We start from the raw sequence: 19,830 nt of genomic DNA on the forward strand, positions 1-19,830 counted from the left end.
GGATATAAAAATTACTGCGTTTATTAAAAACAATTTTGTCGTTAAACTTTTAATTCTTATCATGTTTCACCTCAAACCTGTATCCATAGCCTCTAACTGTTGATATAAGGTATCCCTTTGATCCTAATTTTTCCCTTAACCTTTTTACATGAGTATCTACTGCTCTTAAGTCACCATCATAATCAAATCCCCAAATTGCGTCAAGTATTTTTTCTCGTGTTAGGGTTATACCTTTATTTTTAAAAAGATAAAGAAGTATTTCAAATTCTTTAGGCGAAAGGAAAACCTCCTCACCGTCAATTAAGACTCTATGGGCATCTTCATCAATATATATGCCATTATATGATGTATGATTTGAATTTACTTCTGTATAATATGTTCTTTTTAAAAGGGCCTTTACATTTGCAACTACAACCTTGGGACTTACAGGCTTTGTAAGATAAATATCAGTTCCAAGTTCAAATCCTAATAATTTATCATCATCATCGGATTTTGCAGTAAGCATTATGACAGGTAGGGAAGAGGTTTTTCTTATTTCATTTAATAGTGCCCAACCATCCATAACAGGCATCATGACATCAATTACAGCAAGGTGAATCTTATGGGACTTTAATATTTTTAATGCTTCATAGCCGTTTTCAGCTGTAAGAACATTATAATTTTCCTTTATAAGATAAGCCTTTAAAAGATCCCTTAATCTTTCTTCGTCATCTACTATTAGGATAGTTTCCATCATAATAACACCTCGTCGTTTCATTTAATTATAATATACTTATAAAGTTTATAGATAAATATTTACAATAAATTTGCATAAATGTTAATAAATTATTAACAAAACGGGTTATTCTATTAATTTAGAACAACCCGTTGCCTATGCAAATCTATGCTTTAAACTTGTTGATTTTGTTATTGAGATCTTCGGAAATTGATTTAAGCTTTCTTGAGAGTTCTGTTACTTCATTTATAATAGAACTCATTTCCTGCGTCGATGATGAAATTTGTTCTGTTGATGCTGAAATTTCCTGTGCAACAGATGATACTGATTCAACTTTAGAAAGAATTGTATCCTTAGCTTTTATAGTTTTATTCACAGATTCAAAGGTTTTGGCAATATATGGAGGCATGTTTTCAATTGAATTTAGTATATTATTAAATGAATTTATTGCATCTTCTGCAAGAGTTATTTGATTTTTAATTTGTGCATCAACATTATTGGAGGTTGAAATAACGTCTTGGGTTTCTAAGATGATAGATTCTATCAATTTTTTAATTTCATTTGAAGATTCTTGCGATTTTTCAGCGAGTTTTCTAACTTCATCAGCAACTACAGCAAAGCCTTTTCCAACTTCACCTGCTCTTGCAGCTTCTATAGCTGCATTTAATGCTAAGAGATTTGTCTGCTCAGCAATGCCGTTTATGGTATCAGTTATTTTAGAAATGCTTTGTATTTGTTCTGATAATTCATTAAGCTTTTCTATAACTTGTTTGTATCCTGAGAGGATGTCTTCAAAGTAATTAATTATTTTATTTATTTTTTCTTTACCTGTGTTAGCTAAATTTTCAGTTTCGTAGGTTTTAGTATTTACATTTAAAAGATTAGAGTTTATATCATCAAGCTGTTTAGAAAAATCATGAATTTGAGATACTATATCATTTAAATCAGTTGCTTGCTGCCCTATTCCCTTTGTTACTTCTTCTATTGAACATGCAACTTCGTTTGCAGCTGTTGATATTTTATCAGTTATAGCATTAAGTTCAGTCGAAGCATGGTGAACATTTTTGAAGTATTTTTGATATTGAAAATAGATTTTCCTATCGTTTCTAAAACATTGTTTAAGTCTTTTGAAATTTGCCCTATTTCATCATTATAATGAACAGGAATTCTTACGGTAAAATCACCATTAGAAACATTAGTCATTAGGTTTGATATATTATTTATAGGTTTAGATAATAATCTTGAAATAATTAATATTAGGAGAGGTATTGCCAACAATGATATAGATATTAATAGTAATATAGTTTTCATTATGGATTTACTAACTGCCATTATATCCTCATAGGGAGTTGCTGAAACAAATTTCCATTTAAGATAATCGTTGGTGCTAAATATTGCGATGTATTTTTTTCCTTTATAATCAAAATTGACTTTTCCATTTTTATTGTTTAAAATTTTATTTCCATACTCAGTTGAGGCCATATCTTTTTCATTAATTTCTGTGAATCAGGATGGGCTATTATTGTTCCATCGCTTTGCATTATGAATATAAATCCCTGGTTCCCCAGTTTAATGCCTTCTACGTATTTGCTTGCAAGCCTTTCTAAGTCGATTGACGCTCCTAATATTCCTATAAATTCTCCATTTTCACCTTTAATCGGGTTGCTTATGACCACTGAAGGGGTCTTGAAATTATCGTCTAATAATGTTTCTGAAATATATGGTCTTGGCTGATAACGGCACATTTTAAAAAAATTATAGTTTGAAAAATTTTTACCCTTCATATCCTTGTGCTTATATGGAGTCGAAATAATCGTTCCGTTTTTATCTGTTATAAATATAAAATTAATTAAATCTAAATTTGCCAAATAGTTATCTAATGTATTATTTAAAATATTTTGTGCTTCATCGTTAGGGTTTGTCTGCAATATGTAGGTATTTCTTTTTAAATCTTCATTAACGGAATATATGAAAATAAAATTAGAATATTGGTTCATGGCTTTAGAAATATTACTTGAAACATAGTTTTGAAGGTTTTCAAGATTTTTATAAGCTGTGCTAAGGTTAATATTGTAAGTTTTACGATAAAGGATATCTCCAAATATGAGTAGCGGAATTATGTAGATTAAAGAAAATATTATTGAGATTTTTGTTTTTAATTTTAAAGACCTTTTCAAGATACTTCCCCCATTTTTACAAATCCTTTTAAAAACATTATAAAATTTTTTAAAAATAAATTCAATCGTTTGCATACCTTAAAAATATCATATTTGAACATTTTTGCTATAATAGTAAATAATAACTTAAAAAATTACAAAATGGGGTGAATTAGATGAGAATAGGTCACGGATATGATGTTCATAGATTAGTAGAGGGAAGAAAACTTATATTAGGCGGCGTGGAAATACCTTATGAAAAGGGACTTTTAGGCCACTCAGATGCGGATGTTTTAGTTCATGCTATTATGGATGCCATATTAGGAGCTGCTGCTCTTGGGGATATAGGAAGGCATTTTCCGGATACCGATGAAAAATTTAAAGGTGTAGATAGTTTAAAATTATTGGAGGAAGTAAAAAACTTATTGAATTAAAGGGATATTCCTTATCGAATATTGACGCTACAATAATTGCTCAAAAACCAAAGCTTATGCCTTATATAGAAAAAATGAGGGAAAATATTTCGAAAACATTAAATATAAGTATAGATGATATTAATATTAAAGCAACTACTGAAGAAGGTCTAGGCTTTACAGGTAGTGGGGATGGTATATCAGCTCATGCTGTAGCTTTACTAGTAAAAACTTTGTGTTAAATAAAATTTAAAAATATTGTAGAATATTGACAGCAAATTAAATGAAAAATATAATTATAAAAAGAACTAAATATAAAAATGCTGTGAAAAAGAATAGTAGGCTAAAATTCCAGAGAGAAAACCCATAGGCTGAAAGGTTTTCACTTAGCCGAACCCGCTTTGGAGCAGCTAGCGATGAGCTATGCCGGCACTTGCCGTTATCCAAAATGAGTTAAAATTTAGGTGGTACCGCGGAGTAAGCCTTCGCCCTATAGGGGTGAAGGCTTTTTGTATAGAAACTTACACAAGGAGGGAGAAAAATGAGACTTAGCAACTTATTTATGCCAACATTAAGGGAAGTTCCAGCAGAAGCTGAAATACCAAGCCATCAACTAATGCTAAGGGCGGCATTGATGAGAAAACTTGCATCGGGAATTTATAACTATTTACCTCTTGGGCTTAGAGTTCTTAGAAAAATAGAAGAGATAGTTAGAGAGGAAATGAATAGAGAAGGTGCACAGGAGATACTTTGTTCAGCCCTCTTACCATCGGAGCTATGGAAGGAATCGGGAAGATGGGAAGTGTTTGGCCCAGAAATGTTTAAACTTCTCGATAGAAACGGAAGAGAATTCTGCCTTGGACCAACTCACGAGGAAATTTTTACAGACATTATAAGAAACGAAGTAAAATCCTATAAGGATATGCCACTTAACCTTTACCAAATTCAAACAAAATACAGAGATGAAAGAAGACCAAGATTTGGAGTAATGAGATGTAGAGAATTTACAATGAAGGATGCCTATAGTTTCGATACATCTTGGGAGGGACTTGATGAATCCTTTAACAAGATGTATAGGGCATATTGCAGAATATTCGACAGATGCGGGCTTGATTATAAGGCTGTAGAAGCAGATACAGGTGCGATGGGCGGAACTGGATCAATGGAGTTTATGGTAAAGTCAGATATCGGAGAAGCTGAAGTTGTATATTGCACAAGTTGTGATTATGCTGCAAATATTGAAAAGGCACCAACATTTGAAGTTAAGGTGGAAGCAAAAGAAGGACTTAAAGAGCTTCAAAAAGTAGAAACACCAAATGTAAGAACAATTGAGGAGCTCGTTTCCTTCTTTAACACTACACCGCAAAAATTTGCAAAAACATTGATCTATAAAGCAGATGATAAAGTAGTTGCCGTAATGGTTAGAGGAGATAGGGACGTTAACGAAACTAAAGTTATAAACCACTTAAAATGTATAAACCTTGAACTTGCAGATGCTGAAACAGCCAGAAAGGCTACAGGGGCTGATATTGGGTTTGCAGGACCTATAGGAATTAAAGTGGATGAGCTTTTAATTGACTATGAAGTAAAGTATATAGAAAACATGATTATAGGTGCAAATGAAACAGGATATCACATGATAAATGCAAATTATGGAAGGGACTTTGAAGGAACAGTTGGAGACTTTAGAAATATTGCAATTGGTGACAAGTGTCCAAAGTGTGGAGCAGAAATTACAATAAACAGAGGTATTGAAGTTGGACATATATTTAAGCTTGGAACAAAGTATTCACAAGCTATGGGAGCAACCTTTGTGGATGATAAAGGTGAAGAAAAGCCAATTATAATGGGCTGCTATGGAATAGGAATAAATAGAACTATGGCTGCAGTTATTGAACAAAACCATGATGAAAAGGGAATAATATGGCCTTTATCAATTGCTCCCTTCCACGTTATAGTAGTTCCAGTTGTTATGAAGGATGAACTTCAGGTTAAAGTTGCAGAAGAGATTTACAATAAGCTCAATGAGATGGGAGTAGAAACACTAATCGACGATAGAGACGAAAGGGCAGGAGTTAAATTCAACGATGCAGACCTTATTGGAATTCCAATTAGAATAACTGTAGGCAAGAAGATTAAAGATGGAATAGTTGAATTTAAACTTAGAAATTCAAGTGAAGTAAAAGAAATAAAAGTAGAAGAAGTTTATGATGAGGTTTTAAAGGTTTTCAAAGAAAGAAATGTAAAGATTAAAAGCTGCTAAGGAGAACCCTTAGCAGCTTTTTTAGTGCCTGCCACTTGACATTTTGACTTTTTGACATTTCTATAATTTACCATATCTAATTAAATGAATTTATATCTGATAATAATTCAGACAACGTATTATTTATGAATTCTATTTTGTTCTTTAAAAGAATGAGGCTTTCTTGATAGATATCATCTACTTGTATTAAATTTAAGCTGTTTTGTAATGATTGGAAATACTTAAAGGAAGGAAGGAAGAGTTTGTTTAAAAAGAAATTTTTGCTTGTATATGAAAGGCATCCATCTATATACTGGGATTTTAAAAATCCAGTTGCTTGGAAAAAATAAAAGGAAGCTTCCTGAAGTGTATTAAAGCAGCTATTATAGTTTTCCATAGATTCTTTTTGCGGCTTTATTCCTTTAAGATGTTTTATTGAATTTAATATTGCCTTTTGTAGATTTTGCATTTTAAAAAGCACAGAAACTATTTCAGAATTTCTTCTTTGCTCCAAAAAATCCCCCAGTTTTTTCTTAATATATAAATATGTTATGGCAAGTGAATAAATGAAAGGCAAAAATTGCAAGGGAAATTAAAGAATAATTACCAATTAATTTTGATGGAAACTTTTGTTGAATCAATGTATAATTTAAGGAAGTTACATAAACTAAGGAGGTTTTACATTGAAGCGTATTTTATATTTGATTTCTCTTTTTATTGTTCTTTTACTTTTATCTACCAATTCTGCATCTGCTGCAGTAACATCTAAGTATCCTATCGTAAAGTTCAGTTCGAATGTCAAAGATGTATATTATATAGGTGACAAGATTATTTTTACGGTTAACTCATCTAACTTCCCAGGAAAAGTTGAATACAGGGTGCAGATCAAAAATTTAAGCACGGGAAAAATTACAGAACTTTGGAATTCTAAAAACGGATATCCAACAAAATATAATACAAAAGGGCAAGTTCTTGGAAGAAATAATTTTAAAGTGTCAACGGCGGTTAGTGAAGCTGGGATCTATAATATAACAGTTTATGCAAAAAGGGCAGGACTTGCGTTAAACAAAGCAAAGAACTCAAAGCTTGGCTATGATTCCATAGTCGTATCTAAAACATTTGAAGTAAAAAATCCAATAAAAATATTGGATAAAGAGGGAGCTGTAATAGGATCAGAAATAGTTGGACAAAACGAGATGATTAACAATATTTTAAAAATAACAGCTAAAGATGTTACTATAAAAAATGCATTTATTTATGGGGATGTATATGTTCTTGCAGATAATGTAACATTGAATAATGTTCATATTTCAGGAAACCTTATTTTAAACCCATCAAGTGAAGGAGGTTTCAATTTAGATAATGTATTTGCAGAAAATGTTAACATAGTATCGAATAAATCTAATGAAATTTCCTTAAAGCATTTAATAACGAGAGCATTAAAAGTTGACTCAGGTAATGTAAACAAATTAGTTGTTACTGATGAAAGTCAAATAAGCAGCACAAAAATAAACAGGAATATGACTTTAGATGTTCAATCGGGTTCCTTTGGAGCTATTTTTGTTGAAGGAAAGGCCAATGCAACAATTGAATTGAATTTGGTAGGAGTTTTTGATAAACCTATAATTCCAAAAGGCAATGTGGTTATTAATAATTTAAATACAGAAATTAACAAGCTTGTTGATGTCCATGTGTATGAGAGTGCTAGCCTAATTTTAAATGGAAACTTTAGAGAAGTTTATATTAAAAAACCAACTTATTTAAACTTAGCTGAAAATTCTAAAGTAAATTTGATAAAGACCTATGATGATGCAGAAATCTATCAAAATGATAATACAAGGATTGATTTTTTAACAAATGCAGATAATTCAAAATATGTTTTAGTAGATGGAAAACAAAATGTAGGAAATTATAGTGGATTTGTAAGGTTTACAGTTGGGAAAGAACTATTACCAAGCAATGAAATAATTAAAAAGTCTGCAAAGGTTGATGTTTATTACTATGATATAATTGCTAGAACAAATTCAAATAATTATACAATAAAACCGGTTTTAGTGTTTAGACTTTTAAGGGAAGATGGATCATATATTCCTATTAAATTTGGTGGATATATTTACTTTTACAACGATGGAGTTGTAGAAAAAATACAGCGCTATGTAACCAATAGTGTATTTACAATAGGAGTTAATAAAGACGATGGAACTATAGCATTAAGGGGAGGAAAATACAGAATAATTATTCCTTCAGAGGATGGAAATTGGTATGAAGTTTCCTTTGAAACTAAAAAAGTGGAAGGATATAATCAAGCAAAAAGTGAAATTGTTTCAGTCGACGAAAAGCCCTTTAAACTTGAAAGATGGAAAAGAAAAATTTCTTCAAGCACAAGTTATTTTACATTAGGGACTACATTGAAGGACCTTATAAAGATACAAGGACAGCCAAAGTCAGGAAGCTATCAAGATACCAATAACCGTTTCTATATATACAAATACTCGTCATCAATTAAAACGAAAAATGGTAATAATTATGTTGAAAGCACGGTTTATCTTGATAACATCGACGGACAATTTGTTGTAACCGGATGGCAAAATTGGGGTAATTTAAAGGTTAGCCTAGGGAATAAAGATCCTAAAGCAAAACCTGTTACATTTGGTTCTACACTACAGGAATACGTTAAAGCAAATGGAACTCCCTTTGAGGTTTATCTTGATTCTGACACCATTTATGTAAATGGTGATGAGACGGCATTTTATTTTGGGAAATTAACAACCTTTAAGACCTATCCAAATTTAAAACTGGAAATAGGTAAAAAGATCCTAACGCAGCTCCAATTAATTTGGATTCTAAAAGACAGGATGTTATAAAGGCTATGGGGACGCCCAATAAAGTATCCTTTGGAGATGATTCATATACCTTAGAACATTGGGAGTATGGTGATTCTTATATTACATTTGATAGAATAACAGGAAAAGTAAAAGAGTGGAAAAATTATGGTAATTTGAAGGTTAGCCTTGGGGAAAAACTAGACGATGCACCAGCCATTATGCTTGGATCAAGCTACATTGATGTTGTAAAGGCTGAAGGAACGCCATATTATATGAGTAAACACGACGATGGAAGGATGTATTGGGCATATAAAATTACACAATATACTTCTGATTCCTTCACATTTGACAAAAACGGAAATTTAATAGAGTTTACAACTAGCGGAACAATTAAAGTTTTTATTAAAATTGGCGAAACTATTTATGACAATATTAAAGTTGGAATGACTAGGGATGAGATTATAAACATACTTGGACAGCCAAGTTATCAAACGGATAGAAATATTAGTTATGGTGATTTATCATTTACCTTAGATTCAAATGGAAAGGTTACTTTTATAAGACAAGGAAGCCGTTAAAAATAAATATTAAATAAACCCTATAAAGTTATTGCTCTGCTTTATAGGGTTTTATTTTTATATAAAAATCATATAATTCACTTTTAAATTATAGAAATTTTAAATTAGAGTTACAGAATAAACATAATAACGATATACCTTAGATTAGAAAAAAAAGAGATTTTAAAAATATTTAACAATTATTGACAAATGAAATTTAGATGATATAATCTTGCATAAAGACAAATGAATATCAAAAATCTCATCAAGAGTGGTGGAGGGACTGGCCCTATGAAGCCCGGCAACCAGTGGTTTATCCACAATGGTGCCAAATCCTGCGGCGATATTGCCGAGAGATGAGAGAGAATTAGCCTCTTTCATCTCGAAGGAGGTTTTTTATTTTAATTTTCTTATGACAAAATATATTAAATAATATTAATTATGAGAGGAGAGTTATTATGATAATGATAAAGGGTTTATATAAATCCTTTGAGAATGAAGGTCAAGAGGTGGAAGTTTTAAAAAATGTTAATTTAACTATTGAGGATGGGGATATATTTGGCATTATAGGTCCAAGTGGTGCAGGTAAATCAACGTTAATAAGATGTTTTAATTTATTAGAAAAACCTAACAAAGGTGAAATAATCGTTGATGGTGTTAACATTACAAAATTAAATGGTAAAAAACTAAGGGACTTTAGAAAAAATATGGGGATGATTTTTCAACATTTTAATCTTTTACAAAATTCAACAGTATATAAAAACATAGCTTTTCCACTTGAAATATCAGGATATAGTAAAGATTTTATAGAACAAAGAGTGTTAGAGCTTTTAGACATGGTGAATTTGAAGGATAAAAAGGATGCATATCCTTCTATGCTATCTGGAGGACAAAAACAAAGGGTTGCAATTGCAAGAGCATTAGCCCTTAACCCTAAATACATATTATCGGATGAAGCGACATCAGCATTAGATCCATTAACTACGAGGTCAATTTTAGATCTTTTAAAATTTTTGAATAAAAAATATGGAATAACAATCATCTTAATAACCCATGAAATGGATGTCGTAAAAGAAATTTGTAATAAGGTTGCATTTATAAATAACGGCAGAATAATAGAATGGGGAAACACTTATGATTTATTAAACTTTCCGAAATCGATAGAAATTAAACAGTTTGTTAATGAAAACAACTTTAAAATAGATAAGGAGGAGTTATTTAAAAATGTTAGCTGAAACAATAATCCTTATATTCCGTGCATTATTTGAAACATTATACATGGTCATTTTTTCAACTTTATTTGCAATAATTTTTGGATTTCCAATAGGATTGGTGCTTGTTTTAACACAAAAAGGAGGGCTTTTGGAAAATTTAAATTTGAACAATGCTCTTAATTCAATAATAAATACAGCAAGATCTATTCCTTTTATAATAATGATAATCATTTTATTTCCATTATCTAGGATAATTGTAGGAACGAGCATAGGTTCAACTGCGGCGATAGTTCCTCTATCTATAGCAGCATCTCCATTTGTAGCAAGAATTATTGAAACATCGTTAAATGAGGTTGACAAAAAAGTGATTGAGGCTGCTGTTTCTTTAGGTGCAAATATTCCACAAATTGTATTTAAAGTTATGGTTAAGGAATCCCTTCCATCTTTAATATCTGGTATTACTTTGACAATAATAAATATTTTAGGATATTCAGCTATGGCTGGAGCTATTGGAGGAGGTGGTTTAGGAGATTTAGCGATAAGATATGGATACCAAAGATTTAGAACGGATATTTTAATTGCAACAGTTATTATTCTAATCTTATTCGTCGAAACAATCCAAAGAATGGGAAGTAAATTGAGCAGAAAATTTGACAAAAGATAGAGGAGGTATTAGAATGAAAAAACTTTTTCAATTATTTTAAGTATTTTTATTGTTGTCTCCTTTACAGGTTGCAGTAAATTTGCAAATTCAGGTAATAAAATAGTAGTTGGTGCAACACCTGTTCCCCATGCTGAAATATTAGATTTTATTAAGCCTAAATTAAAAGAAAAAGGGATAAATCTTGAAATTAAGGAGTTTACAGATTACATAACCCCTAATATAGCATTAAATGATAAGCAACTGGATGCGAATTTTTTCAGCATGTTCCTTATTTAGAAACGTTTAATAAAGAAAGAGGGATGAACCTTATAGCAATAGCAAAGGTTCATGTTGAGCCGATGGGTGCATATTCAATAAAGTATAAAAGCAAAGATGAAATACCAAATAGAGCAATTGTTGCTATTCCAAATGATGCGACAAATGAAGGAAGAGCGCTGCTCCTTTTAGAAAAACAAGGACTTATTAAACTAAAGGATTCAACCAATTTAACATCTACACCAAAGGATATTATAGAAAACCCTAAAAGTTTAATATTTAAAGAGCTAGAAGCAGCGCAGCTTCCGAGGGTGTTAAAAGATATTGATATAGCGATTATAAATACAAATTATGCATTAGAAGCAAAATTAAATCCTGTTAAAGATAGTCTTTTCATTGAAGATAAAGACTCCCCTATGCAAATATATTAGCAGTGAGGCCTGAGGATAAAGACAATCCATTAATTCAAGAACTAATAAAGGCCTTACAAAGCGAAGATGTAAAAAAATTTATAGAAGAAAAATATAATGGAGCTGTTGTTCCTGCATTTTAATCTTTTTGTCCCAATCTTTGGGACAATTTTTTTATTTATAGCTAAATATATTATAACATTTAACACTATTTTTGTAGGTGGTAGAAACTGATGTTGAAGCGGAAAACTTAAGAAAATTTGCAAACTTTTATAGATATAAGTTTGAAAAGAAGATAAAGGATGATTTAATATTTATTAAGTTGTTAAAATGAGGGACAGAAGCAATTAATAGATTTGACAAAAAATGTATATCGGGTAAAATAGAATTAAAAAAGATTGGGGTGGTGTTATGGGTAAAAAAATAATAGTAAAACAAAGTAAAGAACAAGCGATATTTTCAATGATAGTGGGCTTAATATTTGTTATTATTGGGATTACGATAGCTATTCCCAACTTTGGACTATTTGGGATATTTTGGACATTAATTGCATTTTTAATTTTTGGCTCTTCAGTATACAATGTTATTAACAAAAGAGGGCTTCCTTCCTGGAGCGCAGAAATTGAAGATAATATTGAGTTAAATGAGGATTTTGAAACTAAGCTTAGAAAATTAAATAGATTAAAAGAAGATGGGCTTATTACAGAAGAGGAATTTCAAATAAAAAGGGAAGAAATAATGAAGGCAAAGTGGTAATCTTTTGGAGGATAAAATGAGGGTAAAGGGATTTTTATATGGAATACTATCTGCAATATTCTTTGGAAGTTCTGGAATATTTATTAAACATGGTTATGATAAAAATTTTTCTCCTGTAGATCTTTTGATGCTGCAATATATAATAGCAGGAATAATACTTTTTATATATTCTCTAATTAAATACAAAAATAATATAAAACTTTCAAAGGAACTTTATAGGAAGCTTTTTATCCAAGGAGCTATTTTTAACACCCTGATGACGGTATTTTTTATTCCTCTTTTAAATACCTAGACGTTGCAGTTGCAACAATACTTTTATATACTTATCCAACGATGGTGGCCCTTTTTAGTTTTATGTTTTTAGGGGAGAAGCTTTCTAAAATCAAAGTTTTTGCTATTGTAGGAACTTTAATAGGATGCTATCTTGTTTTAAACATTCACAATATAAATTTGAATAAAGCAATTATTATTGGCATAATTTTTGGTCTTTTATCAGCAGTTTTTTATGCAGGAGTAAATATATATGCTAAATACATCGTTGAGGATGTTCCTGAAGTATTAGTCACGTTTTATTCAACTACCTTTTCCTTACTAGTTTTACTTATATTTAACTTTCCGTTTATTTTTAAATTATCCTCGATAAGTTTTGCATCGGTAAAAAACGCTGCGTTACTTGCTGTATTTTGTGAGATAATACCATTAACTTTGCTTTATGCAGCAATTAAATATGTAGGGCCAGTTACAACTTCAATAATAAGCACAATCGAAATACCTTCTGCAGCAATTCTTTCTTTTATATTTATGGGGAAAGACTAAATATTATACAAGTTATAGGAATTATTTTAGTAATATTTTGTGTAATACTTTTGAAAAGAGATGAATAGTGCGTAAAAATAGCCCCGTAAGGATTGCAAAAATCCTTAACGGGGCTTCAAAATTATCAGTTTATATAAACTATCGTTCCATTTGGCATGTTTTTATATATCCAGTAGGAATCACTAATACTAAGCCTTACACACCCATGACTTGCTTTTTGCCTAGAGTTTTATCTACAACCCTACCTTGCTTGTCCATGGGAACAGAGTGAAAAAGATATGGCCCATTAAATCTCACCCAATTCTTTGCACCTTGTCTATAAAAGCTTGAGTAAAACCATTTCCCTCTTGCAGATATTCTAAAAGTCCCTTTAGGAGTTGGAGCTGTATTTAATCCTGTTGAGCAAGGCATAGTTTTAATTAATTTATATCTTCCATTATTTTTTACAAAAACATGGGCATTTTGTCTTAAAAGGTCAACCCAAATAAGATATTTTGAAGGAGTTCTAAAATTTTTAGTGTTTATATAATTTTCTAAAATTTCCTTACTAAGTTCCTCAATTTCAATATTTTGCTGAGAGGCTATTGCTATTTCGCTACTTTTTACCCAAGCTAATTTATTAGTTGATAAACTTCTAACATAATAAAATTTTTGCTTTTCTCCTTTTATTACTTCAACTAACTCCCCATTTGAAAATTTGCAGTATCCTTTGCTATAATTCCGGTAACAACATCTGAACCTACTATATCATCATAACTTAATGTTGCTTTAGCATTTGCTTTAAATGTTATTATATTAAGTAGAAGGACTAATAATACTAGTTTTATGATAAATTTCAATGTGATTCTCCTTTCTCTTTTGTGATAGACAGCTGGCTTTTATATTTTATCATAATAAATCAAACTTATAAATACTTTAAAAGATGCGGCTTAACTTGTCCATCGAATAAAGATTCACTTATTTAAATCTATTTTCTATTTCAAGGAATATTTCATACGTTAATTTGTCATGATTGCAAAATATAATTTCTTATCTTTATCATAAGGTTACCTCCCTGATTTTGTTTTTTACATTCTTCAATGAAATCTAAAAAAATTTTTCTCATATTTTCATGGGAATTAAACATCATTTCAGGATGCCACTGAACAGCAAGGACATATCCACCATTTACTTTTTCTATAGATTCTATGATTCCATCCATTGAAAAGGAGCTTGCTATAAATCCTTCAGCTAAATCCTTAATAGCTTGATGGTGATAGCTGTTTACTACGGCATTATTGCCCAAAAGGTTAAACATTCTTGTTCCAGGTTTTATTTCAATTGAATGGGTTGGGGTATCTTTTTTGGCTTTTTGCCAATGGTTGAATTTAGAGCCGCTCTTTAAACTTAAATCCTGAAACAAACTGCCTCCAAAGGCGACATTTATTACTTGTAGTCCTCTGCAAATGCCTAATATAGGCTTTTTCAATTCATTTGCCCACCTTATTGCTTTAATATCAAACTCATCTATATCATCTGAAACAGACCCTATTTTTTCAAGAGGCTCTTCATTATAACGTAAAGGATTAACATCAATCCCTCCAGGAACTAAAAGGCCATCTATGCCTTCAATAAACTTTCTTAAATTTTCTTCGCCCTTTACCAAAGGAAGGATGATAGGAGTTCCGCCACTGCTTTCAATGGCATTAATATAGTCCATACTTACAAAACATCTTTCTATATAGTTTATATCCTTATCATATTCTCCTAATACTCTGCTAAGTATACCGATTATAGGTTTAGACATTATATCCCCTCCAAATAAATGTTTATATATATTTATTTGACATTTAAAAGGAATTTCCTTCAAATTTGAAGGGCGTTATTGACAATAATAATTAAATTAAAGTAAAATAAAACGTTGCACAATTTAGTTTAAGTTTGGAGGTTATTATGGATAGATTTGTAAGGAACGATGTAAGAAACATAGCAATTATTGCCCATGTTGACCATGGAAAAACAACACTCGTTGATGGGATGTTAAAACAAAGCGGTGTATTTAGAGTAAATGAAAGGGTAGAAGAAAGGGTTATGGACTCTAACGATATAGAAAGGGAAAGGGGAATTACAATCCTTTCTAAAAATACCGCTATATTTTATGGTGATACTAAAATAAATATAGTTGACACCCCTGGCCATGCCGACTTTGGAGGAGAAGTAGAAAGAGTTTTAAAGATGGTGGATGGAGTATTGCTTCTTGTAGATGCCTTTGAAGGCCCAATGCCACAGACGAGATTTGTCCTTAAAAAGGCTCTTGAGCTTAAGCTAAAGCCTATTGTAGTTATAAATAAAATAGATAGACAAGATGCAAGGCCTAATGAAGTTATAGATGAGATTTTCGAACTATTTTTAGAACTTGGTGCCGATGATGAACAGCTTGATTTTCCAATAGTTTACTGCTCTGCAAGGGATGGTATTGCAAAATACGAACTTGAGGATGAGGCAAAAGACTTAAAGCCGTTATTTGACACAATAATTAATCACGTTCCTGCACCACAAGGGTATAAAGATGAGCCCCTTCAAATGCTTGTAACAACTATAGACTCAAATGATTATGTAGGGAGAATTGCCATAGGGAAAATAGAAAGGGGAAGGATTAAAAGAAACCAACAGGTTGCAATATGCGGTAAGGATGGAAGCGTTAGAAATGGGAAAATTGTTACTCTTTATACCTTTAATGGTTTAAAAAGAGAAGAAGTTGAAGAGGCCTTCCTTGGGGATATAGTAGCAGTTGCAGGGCTTTCTGACATTAATATAGGAGAGACTATAGCTGATTCTCAAAACCCCGAGCCCCTTCCTTTTGTTGAAATCGATGAGCCAACGATATCAATGACCTTTAGTGTCAACGACAGCCCCTTTGCAGGAAGGGAAGGGGAATACGTTACAACAAGGCATTTAAGGGACAGGCTATTTAAGGAACTTGAAACGAACGTAAGTTTAAGAGTAAGCGAAACAGATTCACCAGACGCCTTTGAGGTTGCAGGAAGAGGAGAACTTCATCTTTCTATTCTTATTGAAACGATGAGAAGGGAAGGATATGAATTTCAAGTATCCAGACCAAGGGTTATTTATAAAGAAATAGGCGGTGTATTATGTGAACCTATTGAGCTTTTAACGATAGATGTTCCAGAGGAATATGTAGGAGTTGTAATTGAAAAGCTTGGCTCGAGAAAAGCTGAAATGATAAATATGACTTCTGCTATAAATGGATATGTAAGGCTTGAATTTAAAATCCCAGCAAGGGGGCTTATAGGATATAGAAGCGAATTTTTAACAGATACTAAGGGTAATGGAATAATGAATCATATATTTTACGGCTACGAACCTGCAAAAGGAGATATACCAGAAAGAAATAGGGGAGTTTTAGTAGCCTTTGAAACAGGGGAAGCAGTAACCTATGGACTATATAATGCACAGGAAAGGGGAAGCCTTATAATTGGCCCAGGAACGCCTGTTTATCAAGGAATGATTGTTGGAATATGTTCAAGGTCGGAGGATATAGATGTTAACGTATGTAAGAAAAACATGTAACAAACATGAGGGCAGCAGGTTCAGACGAGGCTCTAAGGCTTACTCCACCTCTTGAAATGTCCCTTGAGCAGTGCTTAGAATTTATAGCGGGGGATGAGCTTGTTGAGGTAACGCCAAAGAGTATAAGGATGAGAAAAAGAATTTTAAATCCTGAAATGAGGAAAAAAGAGGCGAAAAAGAATAAGTGATAAAGGCACATTCATGTGCCTTTATTTTTATGGAAATTTTTATTAACTAATGTTAAAATTGTTTAATAACGGCTTTGGGGGAATTGTAATGAAGGATGATACTAAGGCTATATTAGCCTTTATTGCTGTTTGTATTGTGTGGGGTTCAACATACCTTGCAATAAGAATTGGAGTTTCAGAGGTTCAGCCTTTTATTTTTGCAGGGATAAGGTTTACTTTAGCTGGCAGTTTAATGCTTTTGTATGCTAAAATTAAGACTTTAGAATTTCCTAAAAGCAAAAGGGATGTTTTAAATATAACAATAGTTGGATTATTCCTACTTCTTGGAGGACATGGTTTAGTTGTTTGGACGGAGCAATGGGTGGCATCAAGTATAGCATCGATTTTAGTTGCAACTGTCCCGCTATTTATTGCAATTATTGAACTATTTGTTCCTAATGGAAGTAGATTAACACTAAAGGGATGGATTGGACTTATTTTAGGGTTTATCGGGGTTGTTTTTCTAACCTTTACCGATTCAAGTTCGGCAATAGATGTGAAGGGAGCCATTCTTTTACTTTTAGCATCGCTTCTTTGGGCAGTAGGTTCAGTTTACCAAAACACATTTAAAGCGACGGGATCAACAGTTTCGCATATAGGGATAGAAATGGTCGCAGGAGGAATTTCGTTATTGATTGTAGGACTTTTATATGGCAATATAAATTTAGATATTACATTAAAAGGAATTAGTGCTCTTTTATATTTAATCGTTTTTGGATCATTAATTGGTTACAGCAGTTACATCTACATTCTTCAAAAATGGCCTCCATCCAAGGCAGGAACCTATGCGTATATTAATCCAATAGTTGCAGTTATATTAGGGGCTTTTATTTTGAATGAAGCCATAAATTTAAGAATAATAATTTCAACTTTTATAATTTTAATAGGAGTAGTTTTAGTTCAGACATCTAAGAATAAAACAGAAAGAAAGGAGACTTGAAATGATTAAAGCGGCTATATTTGACATGGACGGAGTTTTGATTGATAACTATGAATACCACTGCATTGCTTGGAAGGAGTTTGCAAGAAGATACGATGTGGATTTTAAAGATGAGGATATTATTAAAAACTTTGGAAGAACCAACAAAGAGATTTTTGCAGAAATTTTTAAAAGGGAACTTAAGGATGATGAAGTATTGACACTTGGTGAAGAAAAGGAAAGGGTTTACAGGGAGGTTTATAAGGATTATATAAAGGAGGTTGATGGTCTTACAGAATATCTAAAGTTTTTAAAGAATAAGGGGATAAAGGTTGCGGTTGCATCTTCAGCTCCAATTCAAAATATAGATTTTATTTTGGACGGGTTAGATATAAGAAAATATATAGATGCAATAGCCCATGCGGGATGATCAAAAGGGGTAAACCAGACCCGGAAATATTTTTAAAGGCAGCTGAACTTTTAAGGGTAGAACCTAAAGATTGCATTGTTTTTGAAGATTCCCTTGCAGGCATTGAAGCAGGAGTTAGAGCTGGAATGAAGGTTTTTGGAGTTGCAACAACTTATCCAAAGGAAAAACTAACGATGGCCCACGATGTAATCGAAAACTTTAAAGAAGGAAACCATTGGAATATATGATGGGATGGATAAATATGAAACTAATTAAGGATATTTATAGGGCACTAAGACTTTTTCTCTTAGTATTGCATTTGTTTCAACTGCCTGCGGGATAGTGATTGCATATAAGTTTGGGCATTTGTTTAAGGATGGAGTAATTGATTTAATTAGCAGTATAGCTGTAATTTTTACATTAAAGGCAGGGCTATTAATACAAGCTGGGGTTAATCTTGTTAATGATTACTTTGAAGGGAAAACAGACAAACTAATTGATGATGACAAAAATACCCCTTCTTAGGGGTAGAAAGGACTAAAACGGAGATAATAATATTTTTAGTTGGAATGGCCTGTTTTGGAGTTGCAGCCCTTATTGGCCTTTTGCTTGTAGTTTATTTTAAAAACATTACTTTGCTTATCATAGGGACAATTGGTCTTATAGGAGGATATGCTTATACTGGTTATCCCTTTAACTATAAAAATAAGGGCCTTGGTGCTTTGTTTTCATTTATATTAATGGGGCCATTAATGGTTGTTGGAAGCTACTGCGTTTTTGGAAATACAAGATTAATGGATGTCGTCTTAATTTCCTTACCCTTTAGCTTTCTAATACCAGCCCTACTTCTTAGCAATGAAATAAGGGACTATGAAAAGGATGTAGAAAATGGAATAAAAACCTTTAGTGTAAGATTTGGCTTAAAAAATGGAAAAAGGGCTTATTTGATTTTAGTTATTTTATCATATGCATCGATAATAATACTTACTTTATTTAAAAGCTTACCATCATCTTCACTATTAACGTTTTTGACGGTGTTTAAGGCATATAAGACTTATAAGCTTCAATATACAAATAAAAGGGCCTTTGTTCCTAATACAGCATATTTGCACCTTATGTTTGGAACAATATATTTAATAAGTTTATTATGAGGTGATAGTATGGATGCTGTGGATATTTTAATTAATGAGCATGTTTATATAAAAAAGTATTAGCTGCTATAAAAAGGGATTGCGAACAGCTTGTTGAAGGTAAAAATGTTGATATTAACTTTTATAGACAGATTATCGACTTTGTAAGAAATTTTGCAGACAAATACCATCACCAAAAGGAAGAAAATATGCTGTTTAATATAATGTCAGAGAAAAATGAGGCACTAAAGACTGGTGCAATTCAAGGGATGCTTCTTGAACATGACCTAGGAAGGATGTATATAAGAAATCTTGAAGATGCACTAAATAAATATGAAAATGGAGATAAGAGACAAAAGGCGTATATAGTTGCCAATGCAATTTGCTATGCGATGTTACTTGAAGGGCATATAGAGAAGGAAGATAATGCAGTATATATGACGGCAAGAAGAGTTTTAGATAAAAAACCCAAGAAAAATTAACGGAAGAATACGAAAAAATCGAAATGGAGGAAGAAAACATAAAGTTTAGAAATAAATACATAGAATTTGC

At 31.8% G+C, this 19,830-nt stretch carries 21 protein-coding genes, 5 pseudogenes and 1 riboswitch; of the genes and pseudogenes, 17 read left to right on the plus strand and 9 right to left on the minus strand.

The genetic code is table 11. The features are described from left to right. Window positions 1–49 precede the first annotated feature (49 nt). The 4 genes and pseudogenes from PWK10_RS00740 to PWK10_RS00755 all read right to left on the minus strand — a co-directional run bounded on the left by PWK10_RS00740 (window position 50) and on the right by PWK10_RS00755 (window position 2,892). Window positions 50–736 (minus strand): response regulator transcription factor, encoded by a 687-nt coding sequence (locus tag PWK10_RS00740; RefSeq protein WP_274767070.1) that lies wholly within the window; start codon window positions 734–736, stop codon window positions 50–52. 145 nt (window positions 737–881) lie between these two features. After that, window positions 882–1,439 (minus strand): annotated as a pseudogene (locus tag PWK10_RS19220) (methyl-accepting chemotaxis protein); the annotation flags it as partial. Between the two features lie 302 nt (window positions 1,440–1,741). After that, window positions 1,742–2,197 carry a HAMP domain-containing protein gene (locus PWK10_RS00750; protein WP_274767071.1) on the minus strand — a complete coding sequence of 152 codons (456 nt, stop codon included), beginning with the start codon at window positions 2,195–2,197 and terminating at the stop codon, window positions 1,742–1,744. Further along, the gene (locus tag PWK10_RS00755; protein ID WP_274767072.1) at window positions 2,164–2,892 is read right to left on the minus strand and encodes a PDC sensor domain-containing protein; all 729 of its coding nucleotides are present in this window, start codon (window positions 2,890–2,892) and stop codon (window positions 2,164–2,166) included. The genes PWK10_RS00750 and PWK10_RS00755 overlap by 34 nt, the downstream gene beginning before the upstream one ends. A 155-nt stretch (window positions 2,893–3,047) precedes the next feature. Here PWK10_RS00755 and ispF point away from each other — a divergent pair. Together ispF and PWK10_RS00765 are read left to right on the plus strand one after the other, a co-directional pair. Beyond that, window positions 3,048–3,526: pseudogene (gene ispF / locus PWK10_RS00760) on the plus strand (2-C-methyl-D-erythritol 2,4-cyclodiphosphate synthase). Window positions 3,527–3,825: 299 nt separating this feature from the next. Further along, window positions 3,826–5,547, plus strand: coding sequence for a proline--tRNA ligase (locus PWK10_RS00765; protein WP_274767073.1), 1,722 nt, complete (start codon window positions 3,826–3,828; stop codon window positions 5,545–5,547). Window positions 5,548–5,623: 76 nt separating this feature from the next. Here PWK10_RS00765 and PWK10_RS00770 read toward each other — a convergent pair whose 3' ends face one another. Continuing rightward, a complete protein-coding gene (locus tag PWK10_RS00770) occupies window positions 5,624–6,040 on the minus strand; it encodes a hypothetical protein (RefSeq protein ID WP_274767074.1) in 417 nt (138 codons plus the stop codon). 169 nt (window positions 6,041–6,209) lie between these two features. Here PWK10_RS00770 and PWK10_RS00775 point away from each other — a divergent pair, with 169 nt between their 5' ends. From PWK10_RS00775 to PWK10_RS00810, 8 genes and pseudogenes are all read left to right on the plus strand, one after another. Next, entirely contained in the window at window positions 6,210–8,390 is a 2,181-nt protein-coding gene (locus tag PWK10_RS00775; RefSeq protein WP_274767075.1) for a hypothetical protein, read from the plus strand. Beyond that, entirely contained in the window at window positions 8,363–8,929 is a 567-nt protein-coding gene (locus tag PWK10_RS00780; protein ID WP_274767076.1) for a hypothetical protein, read from the plus strand. Before PWK10_RS00775 ends, PWK10_RS00780 begins: the two co-directional genes overlap by 28 nt. A gap of 238 nt (window positions 8,930–9,167) precedes the next feature. After that, window positions 9,168–9,271, plus strand: a riboswitch (SAM riboswitch). Window positions 9,272–9,366: 95 nt separating this feature from the next. Then, window positions 9,367–10,143 carry a methionine ABC transporter ATP-binding protein gene (locus PWK10_RS00785; RefSeq protein WP_274767077.1) on the plus strand — a complete coding sequence of 259 codons (777 nt, stop codon included), beginning with the start codon at window positions 9,367–9,369 and terminating at the stop codon, window positions 10,141–10,143. Continuing rightward, complete coding sequence (locus PWK10_RS00790; protein WP_008909605.1) at window positions 10,133–10,786, plus strand: methionine ABC transporter permease; 654 nt, start codon at window positions 10,133–10,135, stop codon at window positions 10,784–10,786. Before PWK10_RS00785 ends, PWK10_RS00790 begins: the two co-directional genes overlap by 11 nt. Window positions 10,787–10,816: 30 nt before the next feature. Then, window positions 10,817–11,594 (plus strand): annotated as a pseudogene (locus PWK10_RS00795) (MetQ/NlpA family ABC transporter substrate-binding protein). A gap of 268 nt (window positions 11,595–11,862) precedes the next feature. Then, on the plus strand, window positions 11,863–12,207 hold the full coding sequence (locus tag PWK10_RS00800; RefSeq protein WP_274767078.1) for an SHOCT domain-containing protein: 345 nt from the start codon (window positions 11,863–11,865) through the stop codon (window positions 12,205–12,207). Window positions 12,208–12,211: 4 nt separating this feature from the next. Next, window positions 12,212–12,499 carry an EamA family transporter gene (locus PWK10_RS00805; protein WP_274767079.1) on the plus strand — a complete coding sequence of 96 codons (288 nt, stop codon included), beginning with the start codon at window positions 12,212–12,214 and terminating at the stop codon, window positions 12,497–12,499. A 17-nt stretch (window positions 12,500–12,516) separates the two neighbouring features. Further along, window positions 12,517–13,023 (plus strand): DMT family transporter, encoded by a 507-nt coding sequence (locus PWK10_RS00810; RefSeq protein WP_274768053.1) that lies wholly within the window; start codon window positions 12,517–12,519, stop codon window positions 13,021–13,023. Window positions 13,024–13,147: 124 nt separating this feature from the next. Here PWK10_RS00810 and PWK10_RS19225 read toward each other — a convergent pair. From PWK10_RS19225 to PWK10_RS00820, 4 genes and pseudogenes are all read right to left on the minus strand, one after another. After that, window positions 13,148–13,231 (minus strand): annotated as a pseudogene (locus PWK10_RS19225) (L,D-transpeptidase family protein); the annotation flags it as partial. Then, window positions 13,219–13,692 carry a L,D-transpeptidase gene (locus tag PWK10_RS19230; protein ID WP_446715314.1) on the minus strand — a complete coding sequence of 158 codons (474 nt, stop codon included), beginning with the start codon at window positions 13,690–13,692 and terminating at the stop codon, window positions 13,219–13,221. The gene PWK10_RS19230 and the pseudogene PWK10_RS19225, both read right to left, overlap by 13 nt. Before the next feature lie 8 nt (window positions 13,693–13,700). Beyond that, window positions 13,701–13,862 (minus strand): hypothetical protein, encoded by a 162-nt coding sequence (locus PWK10_RS00815; protein ID WP_274767080.1) that lies wholly within the window; start codon window positions 13,860–13,862, stop codon window positions 13,701–13,703. Between the two features lie 167 nt (window positions 13,863–14,029). Beyond that, entirely contained in the window at window positions 14,030–14,809 is a 780-nt protein-coding gene (locus PWK10_RS00820; RefSeq protein ID WP_274767081.1) for a gamma-glutamyl-gamma-aminobutyrate hydrolase family protein, read from the minus strand. Between the two features lie 146 nt (window positions 14,810–14,955). Between PWK10_RS00820 and typA the strand changes: the two are divergent. The 7 genes and pseudogenes from typA (at window position 14,956) to PWK10_RS00855 (ending at window position 19,760) form a co-directional block, all read left to right on the plus strand. Beyond that, window positions 14,956–16,781: pseudogene (gene typA, locus PWK10_RS00825) on the plus strand (translational GTPase TypA). An 88-nt stretch (window positions 16,782–16,869) separates the two neighbouring features. Beyond that, window positions 16,870–17,760: an EamA family transporter gene (locus tag PWK10_RS00830; RefSeq protein ID WP_274767082.1), complete on the plus strand. Its 891-nt coding sequence runs from the start codon at window positions 16,870–16,872 to the stop codon at window positions 17,758–17,760. 1 nt (window position 17,761) lies between these two features. Continuing rightward, window positions 17,762–18,169 (plus strand): HAD family hydrolase, encoded by a 408-nt coding sequence (locus PWK10_RS00835; RefSeq protein ID WP_274767083.1) that lies wholly within the window; start codon window positions 17,762–17,764, stop codon window positions 18,167–18,169. Then, entirely contained in the window at window positions 18,166–18,396 is a 231-nt protein-coding gene (locus PWK10_RS00840; RefSeq protein WP_274767084.1) for an HAD family hydrolase, read from the plus strand. Before PWK10_RS00835 ends, PWK10_RS00840 begins: the two co-directional genes overlap by 4 nt. 94 nt (window positions 18,397–18,490) lie before the next feature. After that, window positions 18,491–18,673, plus strand: coding sequence for a hypothetical protein (locus PWK10_RS00845; RefSeq protein WP_274767085.1), 183 nt, complete (start codon window positions 18,491–18,493; stop codon window positions 18,671–18,673). A 44-nt stretch (window positions 18,674–18,717) separates the two neighbouring features. Further along, complete coding sequence (locus PWK10_RS00850) at window positions 18,718–19,299, plus strand: prenyltransferase (RefSeq protein WP_274767086.1); 582 nt, start codon at window positions 18,718–18,720, stop codon at window positions 19,297–19,299. A 68-nt stretch (window positions 19,300–19,367) separates the two neighbouring features. Then, window positions 19,368–19,760, plus strand: a complete 393-nt coding sequence (locus PWK10_RS00855) for a hemerythrin domain-containing protein (RefSeq protein ID WP_274768054.1) — start codon at window positions 19,368–19,370, stop codon at window positions 19,758–19,760. Window positions 19,761–19,830: the final 70 nt, after the last annotated feature.

Origin of the sequence: Caloramator sp. Dgby_cultured_2, assembly GCF_028872215.1 — a bacterium.
In the GTDB taxonomy this organism is placed as follows: Bacteria; Bacillota; Clostridia; order Clostridiales; family Caloramatoraceae; genus Caloramator; species Caloramator australicus.

Coding starts and splice junctions, on each gene's coding strand:
- PWK10_RS00850 (WP_274767086.1), top strand. CDS start 18,718: ATGGCCTGTTTTGGAGTTGCAGCCCTTATTGGCCTTTTGCTTGTAGTT.
- PWK10_RS00840 (WP_274767084.1), top strand. CDS start 18,166: ATGATCAAAAGGGGTAAACCAGACCCGGAAATATTTTTAAAGGCAGCT.
- PWK10_RS00765 (WP_274767073.1), top strand. CDS start 3,826: ATGAGACTTAGCAACTTATTTATGCCAACATTAAGGGAAGTTCCAGCA.
- PWK10_RS00785 (WP_274767077.1), top strand. CDS start 9,367: ATGATAATGATAAAGGGTTTATATAAATCCTTTGAGAATGAAGGTCAA.
- PWK10_RS00800 (WP_274767078.1), top strand. CDS start 11,863: ATGGGTAAAAAAATAATAGTAAAACAAAGTAAAGAACAAGCGATATTT.
- PWK10_RS00820 (WP_274767081.1), bottom strand. CDS start 14,809: ATGTCTAAACCTATAATCGGTATACTTAGCAGAGTATTAGGAGAATAT.
- PWK10_RS00750 (WP_274767071.1), bottom strand. CDS start 2,197: ATGGCCTCAACTGAGTATGGAAATAAAATTTTAAACAATAAAAATGGA.
- PWK10_RS00830 (WP_274767082.1), top strand. CDS start 16,870: ATGAAGGATGATACTAAGGCTATATTAGCCTTTATTGCTGTTTGTATT.
- PWK10_RS00740 (WP_274767070.1), bottom strand. CDS start 736: ATGATGGAAACTATCCTAATAGTAGATGACGAAGAAAGATTAAGGGAT.
- PWK10_RS00835 (WP_274767083.1), top strand. CDS start 17,762: ATGATTAAAGCGGCTATATTTGACATGGACGGAGTTTTGATTGATAAC.
- PWK10_RS00790 (WP_008909605.1), top strand. CDS start 10,133: ATGTTAGCTGAAACAATAATCCTTATATTCCGTGCATTATTTGAAACA.